Raw genomic sequence first — 13,831 nt, forward strand, 5'->3', positions numbered from 1 at the left:
TCCCCTCCTGTTTTTCTTTATTTTGTTAATTCAAATAACCTTGCTGTATTAGGCTGATCCAGACGAACTTTCAAAGTTCCCCTCTCCTTATTCCAAGAGCCTTGACCGCCGCCTTTCGGATAAGCACAGAAGAGGTTGACTTGCTGTCCACATAGGTGCGAGATTGGGAAATCTGCTTCCGGCTCCCCACCAAGCCTCCAAATAGCAAGCAACGTTTTTTCACTACAAATTAAGCCAAGGGCAGCCCATTGATTGTCATGCTGTGGTAAACCAAGTGGCCAGAAAGGAACCGCGTCCGCTATATCCTCACGAATCATTTTGTAGTAAGCAATTGCTTCTTTGATAAGTTTCTTTCGACTCGGAGCGATGTTTGCCAAATGCCCGCTTTGATGAATTCGAAGTAATAGCGCATTAACCATATTAAATACCGTCTCTTCTTCATCACCTGTTTCTAACGGATATGACCAAATTGCTGCCTGCTCGGGGGTTATTCCCGTTGGCGCAGCCGCCGCGATGAGGGCTAGCTTACGATAATCAGTCTGATCACTAACTGAGGCAATTGAATGGCGTTGTAGCATAGCATAGTCCATCCGCATTCCGCCACTGCTACAATGCTCAATAATCAAATCAGGATAGCGTTCAAATATTGACTCTATCCATCGCAAGTAAGCGCGGTTATGCTGAAGTAAGCCTTCTCCCCAACTCTCAGCAGCCACTTCAGTACCTACCCCGATATTAATATTGTAATCCATCTTAATATACCCAACTCCATACTGGAGTACTAAGCGATCAATAATTCCGTCGGCGTGACGGCAGACTTCTTCATTACGAAAATCAAGCTGATATCTACCATTGTCAACGACTCTTCTCCCATGCCGACAAAAAAACCAGTCGTTCGGCAATTGCTCTGCTAACGGGCATCTCACCCCTATTACTTCGATTTCCAGCCACAATCCGGGTAACATGCTTCGGGAACGGATATATTCCACAACCGTATCCAGACCTTCTGGGAAACGCCTTGCAGACGGAAGCCACTCACCAACCTCATCCCACCATTCTCCATCGGCATACCAACCCGCATCAATACAAAAAACTTCACAACCTACTTCTGCAGCGGCATCAATTAACGGATACAACTTCTCCGAAGTAGGATCGCCAAACAAGCAGTTCATAAAATCATTAAAAATAACTGGCATTTCATGATTGTCTCGATGAGGGTGCCGAATGATCCGACGATAATGTGTAAGTACCTGTGCTGCGCTCTCTAGCCCCCCCTGCACAGCTCCAACCGCGACAGGGACGGTTGTAAATTTATCTCCGGGCTGAAGCTGCTTCCACCAATGGTTTTCTCTTTCCGTTGGTCCCCCGGCTCTAAGATACAAATGCCCTTCGTCTGTACCTGCATCATCAATATCGCGATAAAAATGATCGCCTATTTCCCAGTGCCATGATCCATTATGCTCGATTTGCCAGAAGAGGCTTGTTCCTGCCTCTTGATTCTCCAAGCAACCCAGCGGCAAATACTCTCCGGTTGACCATGATCCCGTATTCGTAGCAGCTATTCGTTTGGTGGTAAATCGATTGACCGGTGTAAGGCCAAGTTCTGGCAGACCATAATTGCGCCACTGTAATTCACCATACCATGAGTTATGCGGCAGATGAATTCTCATTTTGTCCCCCCAGTTTTGCCTCCCCTCCTTGGCCAGACCAGTAAGTGCAAATGAGGAGACATACTCCATCGTCAAAGGTTTAGAACCCTTGTTCACCACGGTATTATAACAACGGATGATAGGGAGACCATCAAAAAATTGCCAGTGAGCCGTGACTTCCAAACCAGTCTCATCAAACAGTGTCAATTCTAGCTTGGTTCCCGTTTCATTTGGATCAAGTTTATGGTTGGCGTATCTCAACCTTTTCCCCGGTAATGTCTCCAGGTGCTTGGCTCCGTGATGCCCATCATGATTTTCACCTGCCAGTTGTAGTTCGACCGCGAGGAACCTGCTCTTTTGTTGGTCTCCCTTAAGTGTAGCTTCTGTAAACGGAAGCGTGGAAAAATGCAGCAGCAATACTTCTCCTGTATCGGTGACTTCAAAGAGTACCCGCAGACCATTTTCCTCAATCCGTATGGTATTCATTGTTATCCTCCTCCTAGCCTATTTTGAATCTGTATACTCCCAAAGTCAGTGGGGGTATCGTCACTACCGGTCCGCCCGGGTCAAGAGCTTGACTAATGCCCACTTCTTGCGGAGATTCAAATGAATTGATGGCAGCTATATCCTTGTCTCCAAACAATTGACCGTCCATAAATTCAAACTGCTCCCCGGACATTTCCAAATGGACGGTATAAGTATCGTGAGTATGTCGGTTAATGATGTTGATGACCACGATGCGTTCCGCCTCCCCATAGCTTGCGGATACATCCAGGTACGGTACTTCCGGGTAATACTCCCCGGTATACTTCGGTGAATTAATCCAAGCATCCACTGCCATATTACCTTTATTGAGGGTAAACATTTCCTGAACATAAGAGATACCTTGACGGTAGAACTTTTCCCCTCCGCTTTCACAAACCATTGCCGGCAATGTATTGACTAACTGGGCCATATTTGATATTGCAGCAACATCCGCATGACGTAGGAAAATATTGAAATAAGAACCAACCAGCAAACTATCGCTCAAATTATATGGTTCCACCAACTCATCCTCTAAACCATCAGTTTTGTACCAGGGATTATATTCATCAAGTGCAACATGAATCTCCTTAAACCGATTCTTCTCATGTTGAATCAATCGAATATCTTCACGAAGCAAACGATAGGCATCTTCCAGCAGAAGCATGTACTCCGTCAGTTTTAAGTGAACCCTCTCATTCCCCATCGTCTGCCATTTATCCATAATGTAATCTTTATAATCATGCCCGATATAGTGATGAATACTGATGTAATCCGTATAATCAAACAGGGCATCAAGTACTTGTCTATTCCAATTACGATGAGGAAAATCAATCGGAAAATGAGCTCCTGAAATCACCAATTTAATCGATGGATCTGCCGCCTTCATTGCCATGGCGAAATCCCGGGCACGGCGGATGTATTCCTCCGGAGTATCCGTATAGCCAAACTCCCATGGAGCACTAATTTCGTTGCCTAGCGCCCAATATTTTACTGCGTAGGGAGCCTCTTGACCATTTGCAATCCTCAGATCCGTCCAGCGGCTGCCAGCCTTTCCGTTACAATACTCCACCCAATCCCTCGCTTCCTCCGGTGTTCCGCTCCCCATATTGACACAAATATAGGGCTCCGCATCGATTTTACGACACCAGCGGACAAACTCGTCAGTACCAAAGGCATTAGAGGCAGGCCAATCCTCGTTGGCCCGATAACGAGTAAGTGGGCGATTCTCCAATGGGCCGATTCCATCTTTCCAGTGATAATAGGGAGCGTAACACCCCCCGGGAAAGCGTACATTCGTGATGCCCATTTTTTGTGTAGCTTCTATAACGTCCCGGCGGAATCCATCTTCATCGGCCACCGAACTAGCCGGATCGTACACCCCACCATAAATGCACCGGTGCAGATTTTCAATAAAACTTCCAAACAAGTTTGGCTCAACCACACCAATAGTCCGATCTTTATTAATCTGCAAACGAATCATTCTTCTTTACCTCCAAATCGTAATTAACTATCCTTTGACCGCCCCCGCACTTAAACCATTAATGATATCTTTCTGCATGAACAAATAGAAAATCATAATAGGCAAACTCATAATGACAATGGCTGCCGTGATGTACTCCCACTGACTTACATACTGCCCAGTAAAGTACATCAATCCGGCTGGTAGAGTCTTGGATTTGTCTGCCGTCATAAAAATAACTGGCAACAACAAATCGTTCCAGACATAGATGGCATTAATAATCAGCACAGTTGTTGAAGCTGGACGAACCAATGGCAGCACGATTCGGAACAGAGTGCCCAGCGTACCGCACCCATCAATTCGGGCTGATTCTTCAATTTCAATAGATAATCCTCGTATAAAGGTTGTTATGATAAACACAGCCATCGGCAAACCAAACGTGGCATCCACAAGAATGATGCTAAGTGGGTGGTTGACCAGATGAAGCTGCGTAACCATTTTGAATAAGGGTATGATGGCGATTTGTACTGGGAACATAATACCGCTTAAGAACAAAATATAGAAAAAATCTTTACCTTTAAAACGAATACGTGCAAAGCTGTAAGCAGCAAGCGCTCCCACAATGTAAATCAGCAGCAGAGTGAAAAGCGTTACGATGGTACTATTCATGAACAGACGTCCAAAATTGGCCTTCTGCCACACCTCTACATAGTTATGAAAGTACAAACCCTTGGGGATTGAAATGGGAGATTTGCGAATTTCTTCCGGTGTCTTTAAAGAGTTCATGATCATCAATAAAATCGGAAAGAAAGTAGCAAACGAGCCCAGGATAAGTAAAACATGCAAGCTGATCATACCGACACGGCGTCGAATAGTCATCTCAACTTACCTCCCCGCTACGGCGACTCAGTCGCATTTGTATGAGTGACAGCAACAACACAATAATGAACAAAATGACCGTTTCTGCAGAAGCATACCCGAAGAAATGGGTGCTACCGCCAAACACATCGGAGAATATTCGAGTTGTAATAACATCTGTCGCATAAGCGGGTCCCCCGTTAGTCATAACGAAAATCAAATCGAATGACTTAATGCAGCCGACAGTTGTCAACAGAATAATCATTCGGGTCATCGGTGCCAATAAAGGAAGCGTAATAAATCGGAATTTATGCCACCCTTTTGCTCCATCGATGTCTGCCGCTTCGTAAATATCAGATGAAATCGTCTGAAGGGCTGCCAGGAACAGGATCATATTGTTGCCTTGCCCTTTCCAGATATCAACGATCAAAACAGAAAAAAGTGAAATATCCGGATTTCCCAGCCAATCAATTCCTGACAAGCCAATTTGATTCAATAACATGTTGAGAATCCCGGTAGGTTCATATAGATAGGTCCATATATATCCTGCCGCAACAGTACTAACAACAACCGGGAAGAAAAAAACAGCACGATACATATTTCTACCAGCAATTTTATTCAGTAGTAGGGCCAGGCCAAGCGAGACTGCCAACCCAAATGTATTCCATACTAATAGCAGAATGCCGTTATTCTTAAGGGATGACCAAAATAGAGGATCATCGTTAAAAAGCTGGACATAGTTTTTAATACCAATAAAATGCAAATTAGGGTCAAATCCGTCATAGTTCGTAAAGCTATAAATTAATGTCATGATTACAGGATAAATAAGAAACATACCTATTAAGATCAGTCCAGGCATAATGAGCGCATACCCCGTTACCCAGGACGTAAATTTAGTTTTCAAGGTAGTTGACCTCCTTAGCTAAATAACAGGAGCCCTACACGAAGGCTCCCCGGCAATATCTGCTATTTTTTAAGTGACCGTTGGGTCATACTGTTCATATCCTCAACGATTTTCTCCGGTGTCGTCCGCCCCGCAATCAAGGCTTGAGCGCCATTGAGAGCAGCATCTTGAGCTACTCCAGGATGTAGTGAAGTCGTATGAGTAATGGCAGCCTGAACTTCCGGTGCTAATGGGTCAAAATCCACTTGAATTCCTTTAACGATGGCACCTGTCTGCTTAGCCATATTCAAATATAAGGTGTAATTTTCCGGTTCAAAAAAGAAATTAAGGAACTTTAATGCTTCCTCCTGATGTTTCGAGTTAGCGTTCACACCCAGCATCCAACCATAACCACCATTTGCGGTAAGTTCATCTTGCGGGGTCTCCACTTCTTTATATGGTGCTTTAGCAAATCCCACTTCAAAGTTTGGACTAGCTTTGCGAACATCTGATAGCAGAAAGCTGCCGGATGGAAGGAAAGCTGCGTCCCCGTTAAAAAAGGCTTGTTGTGCCGACTCCCATGAAGTTCCAAGCATATCTTTCTGAAAGAACCCTTTGTCATAAAATTCCTTGATATGTTCAAACCCGCCCGCTATTCCAGGATTGTCTATAAATTTCACTTCACCGCTTTGAGCCTTGTCAAAAAAAGCCGGATCATCGTCGCCCACTTTACTCCAACCGAATGTCCACAGCTCATTAAAAGCATTCCAATTGTCTTTTAACCCTTGAGATACAGGGATTTTACCCGAAACCTTGATTTTCTCGGCTGCAGTGATAAACTCCGGTCTCGATTTGGGATATTCAAGGCCCAATTCCTTTAATATGTCTTTGTTGTACCAAAGTCCCCAAACATCGGCATACACAGGAATCCCCAATACCTTCCCCTCGTATGTGCCAATTTCGGCAACACCATCCATCAGATTGGAGAGAGCCGGCTGATCATTTAAAGATACCACGTAGTTACCGTTTACATAATTCTGCTTGTCCGCAAGTTGGTTGCGCAAAGCCATCAAATCGGAACCTTCCCCGGAAGCCATTCTGGCCATATACACCTGGTCATACTGTTGAGTGTCCAGAAACTCCAGCTCTACTTTTATACTCGGATTCTCGCTCATGAACTTATTCACAACCGCTTCCATGCCCTCGCGGCTTGTTTCCAGCCAGCCCGAAAACTTAAGTGTCGCCACTGTTCCGTTGCCTTCCCTGGAATCACTGTCTGCTGAACTAGGCTTGCCGCTTCCTCCGCAGCCTACCAGAGCTGTGGTGATTAGCACGAGCATTACCGTTAATATGCTCCATTTCTTCATCTCTTTCATCCCCCAAATGTGATTTCGCTCGCTACCTGTTTTATGCAATTTGAAGAGATGCGCATCTCTTTGACTTGAGTTTATCGCAAGACGCGCGGAGGAGATATGGCCCAAAATCCTGATATGGTATCTTTTTTCCATAAAAAAAGAAAGCCTATTTTAGGCTCTCTCTATATTCAGTCGGAGTCATGCCGGTCGCTCCTTTGAATTTCTTGAGGAAATGTTTCGGGCTCTGATAACCTACCATTTGTGCAACTTCATATGTTTTCAAATCAAGCCTCTTGAGCAGTATCTTCGATTTCTCAATCCGGATGTTCGTAAGAAAATCAATAAAATTAATGCCCGTCTCTTTTTTAAATAAATCGCTTAAGTATTTGGGGCTAACATATACCAAACCTGCGATATCAGCTAAGCGAAGATCCTTATGAGCATTTTCTTTAATATGCAGCTTAGCCACTTCAATAATTTTCCGCTCATGGTCGTGATGCTTAGCATTCAGAAAACTGGCAATATAGGATAAAGAATCATAAAGCTTGCGCTGTAATTCTTCCATATCCCCACAAGCTTTCGCCTCATTAGTGAAGCTGTCCGGGATAAAACGAATTCCGTCGATGGAGTAACCGTCCTCACTCAAGGCGAACAATATATCTCTCACCATATTTCCACAAAAATTCCTTGCTTCATCCGGATCAACATTTTGGCTGCGGAAGCCACTTGCTAAATGGTTCAGCGCTTTGCCAACTGCGCTGTGATCCGCACGCCTTACCGCTTCGATAACCCCCTTGTGCAAGTCCATTATGCCAAGCAAATTGCCATTAAAGGCCGGAAGCAAAGCCTCATTTGCATGCAAAAGTCCTTCATACCGGGTATAAAACCTGGACTTCTCCATTTTCTCCGTTTGTAAATATATATTGAACACATCGGTAAGCGAGCTGAATAAGGGGCCTGCACTAATCTCTACACGAACCTTAAGATAGTACTCAGCCAATTCGCTTAAACGTTTAGTGAAACCATACGGATCAATATCGTCGGACTCAAGTAAGTCTATAAGCACAAGAAGCCGCTTTCCGTCTTTAGTCACGATTCCCTTCAGTTCCGCAACATACTCTTGCAACAGATTGTACAGCGAGGCCAGTAGAAGTTCATTATTTCCCTGCCACCTTGCTTTTGCATATTGCCCAAGCAATTTAGGAGTAATTATGACAAACATGAATCGGGATTCTCCGCCCGCATCTGTTTCAAGGTTCTGCACAAGCCGCTGGACACTATCGTGAGAACCTCTCAAGGTGATTACATTATTTAGCGCTTTCTCCCGAGTTGAACGAAGAGACTCATTCAGACGGTTGCGAAGGCTGATGCGGTGGCCGTTCTCCAATGCTTCGCTATCAATAATCTCCTTCACTTTGTCCAACATCTGATACAAATCGGCGCTATTGATAGGCTTCAGCATATAATCAAGCACCCCGTTCCTCAGGGCCTGACGAACGTAAGCAAAGTCGTCGTAACCGCTTAAAATGATGAACTTGACATTTCCCATCCGCTCACGCAACCGTTCAATTAATGTCAACCCGTTCATTTCCGGCATACTGACATCGGTAATAATCACTTGGGGAAGTACTTTTTCAGCCATTTTCTCGGCCTCTTCACCATCAGCAGCTTCTCCGACAATTTGAAAGCCATGATGATCCCGGTTAATGATTTTGCGGATTCCCTCCCGTATAAGAGGCTCATCGTCTACAATTAATAATCTAATCATTATCTGGTTGCTCCTCCAAAGAGGTATTATAAGGCAATCGTAGAGCAATCCGCGTTCCGATTTGAATTGCGCTAGCTATATACATTTCGTAGGGAACTCCGTAATTTAATTTGATTCTCTGATTCACATTTCTCAGTCCGATGCCCTGCTCATGCAAATTAGAAAATTCTTGATTGATGGCCTTACGGAGACCACGCAGTTGCTTTCTATCCAATCCTCTTCCATCATCCTCAACCTTAACAATGAGATCTGCTTCCATTCTGTTTGCGGAAATTCGAATTGTCATTGGATGCTTCCGATCAAAAGCATGAAGAATGGAATTTTCCACAAGCGGCTGAAGCAACAGTTTGGGCACCAAGCAATCCAACTCCGATAAGCCAACTTCACATACGAGATAAATTTGATGGTTAAAGCGAATATTTTGAATTTTGACATAAACACAAACATATTCAAGCTCGTCGCGCAGCTTGACAAATTCTCGGCCACGATGAATTGAAAACCGGAAGAGCTTGCCGAACGTGGATACCATTTCTGCTACTTCCACATCGTCATTAATCTCTGCTTTCATAGTGATGCTCTCAAGCGTATTATATATAAAATGAGGATTGATCTGGTTTTGCAAGGCTTTCAGCTCCGCTTCCCGTTCTTTCAGCTTCGCTTTATATTCTCTTTCAATCAGTTCGTCTATATAAGTAATCATACGATTAAATCCAAGCGCCATATGATTAAATTCGTCGTGAGTTTTAAAGTCGGCCTGTATTTTAAAATTGCCCAATTGGACTTCTTTCATCAATCTGGTCAGCTTTTTTACGGGTTTTACAATATTAAAGCTAAGCACAACAGAAAAGAAAAAGGCAACGAACAGAATGAGCAAAAGCAATGAAACTGAAATTTGCCGAACAACGTAGAGATCGCTCAATACTAAAGATGTTTTAGTACTGGTCATTACTTTAAAGCCAGTAAAAGAAGAGTCGCTCGAAGCTAGCATATACTCGTCGCTAGTCATGATGATTTCCTTTCGCCCACTAGACTCCTTCAACAATTGGTCAATGCGTCGGTCCAGCGTCTGTCCGACATATTCCCCACCAGAACGATATATCATTTGTCCATTCGGATGAACCACCGACACGTCGCCGTCAAATGGGTAGCTAACTCCTCTTAAAATCGTTTTCAAAATTTCGGTATCTACATTGATCATCATATAACCAATGGTTGTCTGTGTTCCGATTCCTTTAATTTCGCGAATATAGGAAAATCCATTAGAATCTGACTTGCGCACATAATTTTGCTTATGAGTTGGAACGGTCACGACCCCCGCATTATTCTCCAGTCCGTTTAACCACCCCAAGCTCAGAGGATTAAAGCTTTCGCTATAACCGCCAGTTAGCGTGTTGGCAAACAGCACTCGTCCATCATTGCCAAGCAAAAAAACAGAAGATATCCCTTCCCTTTGATTCATGATGGAAAACAGATAAGCCCTCATGCGATCTTCCGTTTCAATATCGCGCAGCAGAGGGCTGGATGGGTTGTCGCTAATTGCCTTCAGAGTACTCTGTACGCTGGAAGTATAATAAGGCGTTTTAGAGATTCGATCGATATCCTTCATGTACGTATCGATATTTGAATTCATCTGTTCTGCCAGTCTGCCGGAATATTCACTGATTTTATCCTTCAGGCTCTCCTCATATACTTGAAAAGTGATGAGGCTGACCGCCAAAATTGGAATAATGATAATTAACAGAAACACCGCAATAATTTTGGTTTGAAAGCGAGTAATCCTTGGCCAAAGCGGCATCAGCGCCTTCCTAAACCATTCAATGCTTTTACCCATAACCTCACTCCACACTCAAAATGTCAACCCGATCATAACTCTAGCGCTCTAAGGGCGTCAAGGTTATGGGCTGAGGAGTAGATTATTAAATGATTAAGCAATTAATGAATAACGAGTTTAGTCTACCCTAGGATACTCAATGCATTCGAAGTAATCAAAATCGGCATTCTTTCGGAAACCATGAATTTGCACGCTTGCTTACCATAAATAAAGATCGTTTCCTTTCAATTTAAATAGTGCTTCCATTCACCAACTACCTTAGCTACTTCAATAAGTCCGCAAGTAAGGTAGCGGCACGAAGAGCCCGTATTCTTGATTTCAAAAATTACTCGTCAGCTTAAAATTGGCGACACTGGCAAGCAACCATATAATTCCAACCCTTTCTGCATGAAATCATCATTTTAATTTAATGGTATTATTGAAGATTGCCTAGTTTTGTTTTTAATAATAACCACAATAATTGTCCGTTCCCTCGTTTTGTTTACAATAAATTATATTAAAAGAATCGTTTTTAGTTTTACTCCATTAAAATGCCGATGACCCTTTACTTTTAAAAAGAATCATCGGCATTTATCTGATATGGATACTTATAAACTAGATGGAATCTTGCCGTTCCCCTTGTTCTTCTTGCAACGCCTTTTTTGACGACACGGCAGGATTCTCTTTAAAGAAAACACCTCATATGGAAAAAACACCTTGCAGCTCCGCCAAGCTAATTTTTACATTTGGACTATACTTCTCCGACTTCATATATTGGAGCATACTGTAAATTAATTGTTTTCCTTCAAGCGTAGAAGCTAATTTGTAAAAATCTAATGCCCCCGCCAGTATTCTTCCATTCAGGACACGAGCTTCAAATAACAAACCCAGCTTATGATTTCTTTCAAAGTTATCTATCGTTTGGACAATTGGCTGTAAATTCCGGGGCAAATTATCCAAAATGACCGAAGCTGAATGAGATACGATCTCCCACCACGGATAAGTAGAATAGGACTCTGTTGGAAAATGATTAAACAGAGCATGATTACTTTCAATTAATAACCCCATGGTTCCGATGGGTACAGGTTTGTTCATGCTTTCAGAGATAGAGCGGAACATTGGATAACACCAAAAATCTGTACAGTAGGTCCCAGGTATAGCTCGAATTAATTTGTTGGGCTGTATTAAAAGTAGCACGTCTTCACCCTTCTCAAGCAAAGAAATTACTTTTTGATCAAACACGGTGCATAGATTAATACCGGTGGAGTCAAGCTCAACCTTATTGGGAAATATCCAAAAGTTATAACTTTTGTGCAATTCTAAACTCTCAGCTGATAGAGACAACGTTGCTTTGGTCATGACAGTGACTGAAGGAAGCTTAAAATGTATTTTGCAAACTTGCAAATAGGTTTCCATGTCTTCTGCCTCAATTACCGTGGCCCCTTCGGTAAAACGCTCCTGACCGACCATAATGTCCCACTGCACTAACCCTTTTGGTGCTTCTGAGCGGTAATAGGAGAGATCGATTTGTGCCTCAAACTCCTCTCCCCCCTTATACGTATATTTCTGAAAACGTGCCAGTAAGACAGCATTCCCACAGAAATTCCTCCACTCTTTTGGAGTAACTAGTCCTTTTGAATCCATGAAGGCGTCAAGAACACCAACTAACGCTGTTCCTTGTCCAGTAAAATCTTGAAGGTCCAGCAGTTGAAATCCAGCTAAATATTTCGAGCGAAATACCGCTTCTAGTTCCTCTTTGTAACAATCCACCGCGAGTTTACCCGATGACTTGAAAAACTTTTCAGCCAAATGGCCCATACCTTTTGCTTCGAGCCGATCTTTGAACGCTTCAAAATTCTTAGCCTTCAAAGAACCCTTGTATTTGCTAATTTCATCAAAATTTGGATACATGCTATACTGCCCAGCCTCATGAGAAATTACGGGAATTTGAGGAATTAGAACGTCACCTGTTGCATCTGCTTTGACCGTTTTCATCCCCGTACCGTACTGGATTTGTATAGTTTCGCTAATGTCCTCTGTCGCTTCATTTATCGAAATGCTCTGTGGTGGCTTAATTCGCAAATCGTAGTCTTTCATAGTATTGGGCCGATTTAACTGTACATGCCCTTGAGGTGCATCACACATGGCATAAGAACCTCTGATCAGGCGGTCCCGAGAGAAGCGGACCCCGCAAAAAAAGTCATCTTGCTCCAATATTATTGGATTGAACTGAAAATTATTTGAGCCCTGAGTATATAAATGACGGCGATCAAAAGTCTTGTAATCCTTTAAAATTTCATTCATTCTAGTTTTACTACCCCATAACTCATTGCCCAAAGACATCATTACAAAGGAAGGATGATTGCCGAAGGCCTCCAGCATAGCGTAGCCCTCACTGATTAAATACTCCTGCTCAGGTGCATTATGGTGATCATAGCTTTCATCCGTCACAGTCCCCCAGAACGGAAGTTCCGGCTCTATATAAATTCCTAACATATCAGCTGCCAAAAAGGCAGCCTCCGGCGGGCAACAGGTATGGAAACGGTAGTGGTTAATTCCATAAGACTTAGCTATATTCATAATTCTTAGCCATTCACTTAATTCAGTAGGGGCATACCCGGTAAGAGGAAAGATGAGGCCATCGTGCTTTCCTCTTAAGAATGTAGGTTTTCCATTGATCAAGAATTTATCACCGCTTGCCTCAAATTCCCTCAAGCCGACAATTAGTTCCTGTTGGTCTAATAGTTCTTCATCCCCCCTCATTAAACCGATCCGAAGTTTATAAAGATTGGGATGTTCGTCACTCCACAGCAATGCCTCTTGCCCAAGCACATAACTTATTTCAAAGAACTCTGAAGCTATTGGATAAACCTGCGATAGAACTTCATGCTTTATACCCCCAGTCATGCTTTCCGCTGTCACTGTCAGTAGTGTATTTGCCTGTCCCTCATGCAATCGGCCCGTCAGTTGTAGTGTTCGATTCACAACATCCGGATAGATTCGCAATTGCTCAAGATACGTAGAGGCATAAAATTGCAATTCGATAAGACCGGTAATTCCATTCCAATTCGTTTGAGTATCACCGGAAGTCAGATGCCCTCCCTTGGTAGGATACCCGGTGTTATCTACCCGAATTGTTATATCATGTCTACCTGCACGCAATCCCTTCGGAAGCTTGTAACGATGCGGTGTGCTAAGGCTATTTTGTGTACCAACTTCCTGTCCATTAATCCAGACCGTAGTTATTCTTGTACGCTCTAGAAATAGAACGATTTCTCGTCCAGCAAGTTCATCCGAAATTTCAAATTTCCGATTATACCATACACTTCCTTCAAAGGCGTACTCATCTGTTAGCGCTCCTATCTGCACTTCCTGACTCCTTCTCCCTTTCCGGGCATGAGAAGTAGTATTAGGCAGTTCTATTGAATCGCGATACGGCAATTGCAGCCCTTGCTTATTCTCATCCAAATACAAATTCCAGCGTCCTTGCAAGCTCAATTTCTGCAGCATTCCAGCCCCATCTC

8 protein-coding genes are annotated in these 13,831 nt (G+C 43.2%); all 8 read right to left on the bottom strand.

Annotation, left to right across the window (positions count from 1 at the left end):
• Positions 1-17: 17 nt before the first annotated feature.
• Positions 18-2,135: a glycoside hydrolase family 36 protein gene (locus AC1VOR_RS03920; RefSeq protein ID WP_482615959.1), complete on the bottom strand. Its 2,118-nt coding sequence runs from the start codon at positions 2,133-2,135 to the stop codon at positions 18-20.
• Positions 2,136-2,148: 13 nt separating this feature from the next.
• Entirely contained in the window at positions 2,149-3,654 is a 1,506-nt protein-coding gene (locus tag AC1VOR_RS03925; protein WP_482615960.1) for an alpha-N-arabinofuranosidase, read from the bottom strand.
• Positions 3,655-3,681: 27 nt separating this feature from the next.
• Entirely contained in the window at positions 3,682-4,512 is an 831-nt protein-coding gene (locus tag AC1VOR_RS03930; protein ID WP_482615961.1) for a carbohydrate ABC transporter permease, read from the bottom strand.
• Between the two features lies 1 nt (position 4,513).
• The gene (locus AC1VOR_RS03935) at positions 4,514-5,395 is read right to left on the bottom strand and encodes a carbohydrate ABC transporter permease (protein ID WP_482615962.1); all 882 of its coding nucleotides are present in this window, start codon (positions 5,393-5,395) and stop codon (positions 4,514-4,516) included.
• Between the two features lie 62 nt (positions 5,396-5,457).
• The gene (locus tag AC1VOR_RS03940; RefSeq protein WP_482615963.1) at positions 5,458-6,741 is read right to left on the bottom strand and encodes an ABC transporter substrate-binding protein; all 1,284 of its coding nucleotides are present in this window, start codon (positions 6,739-6,741) and stop codon (positions 5,458-5,460) included.
• A gap of 154 nt (positions 6,742-6,895) precedes the next feature.
• Positions 6,896-8,497 carry a response regulator transcription factor gene (locus tag AC1VOR_RS03945; RefSeq protein WP_482615964.1) on the bottom strand — a complete coding sequence of 534 codons (1,602 nt, stop codon included), beginning with the start codon at positions 8,495-8,497 and terminating at the stop codon, positions 6,896-6,898.
• Positions 8,490-10,328 carry a cache domain-containing sensor histidine kinase gene (locus AC1VOR_RS03950; RefSeq protein WP_482615965.1) on the bottom strand — a complete coding sequence of 613 codons (1,839 nt, stop codon included), beginning with the start codon at positions 10,326-10,328 and terminating at the stop codon, positions 8,490-8,492. Before AC1VOR_RS03950 ends, AC1VOR_RS03945 begins: the two co-directional genes overlap by 8 nt.
• Positions 10,329-11,006: 678 nt before the next feature.
• Complete coding sequence (locus AC1VOR_RS03955; protein WP_482615966.1) at positions 11,007-13,817, bottom strand: glycoside hydrolase family 2 TIM barrel-domain containing protein; 2,811 nt, start codon at positions 13,815-13,817, stop codon at positions 11,007-11,009.
• Between the last annotated feature and the right edge of the window lie 14 nt (positions 13,818-13,831).

The sequence above is a fragment of the Paenibacillus sp. 1SOY10 genome, assembly GCF_056836745.1.

Excerpts from the sequence above, each read along its gene's own strand:
- AC1VOR_RS03920 (WP_482615959.1), bottom strand. The coding sequence starts at position 2,135 with ATGAATACCATACGGATTGAGGAAAATGGTCTGCGGGTACTCTTTGAA.
- AC1VOR_RS03925 (WP_482615960.1), bottom strand. The coding sequence starts at position 3,654 with ATGATTCGTTTGCAGATTAATAAAGATCGGACTATTGGTGTGGTTGAG.
- AC1VOR_RS03930 (WP_482615961.1), bottom strand. The coding sequence starts at position 4,512 with ATGACTATTCGACGCCGTGTCGGTATGATCAGCTTGCATGTTTTACTT.
- AC1VOR_RS03940 (WP_482615963.1), bottom strand. The coding sequence starts at position 6,741 with ATGAAGAAATGGAGCATATTAACGGTAATGCTCGTGCTAATCACCACA.
- AC1VOR_RS03945 (WP_482615964.1), bottom strand. The coding sequence starts at position 8,497 with ATGATTAGATTATTAATTGTAGACGATGAGCCTCTTATACGGGAGGGA.
- AC1VOR_RS03950 (WP_482615965.1), bottom strand. The coding sequence starts at position 10,328 with ATGGGTAAAAGCATTGAATGGTTTAGGAAGGCGCTGATGCCGCTTTGG.
- AC1VOR_RS03955 (WP_482615966.1), bottom strand. The coding sequence starts at position 13,817 with ATGCTGCAGAAATTGAGCTTGCAAGGACGCTGGAATTTGTATTTGGAT.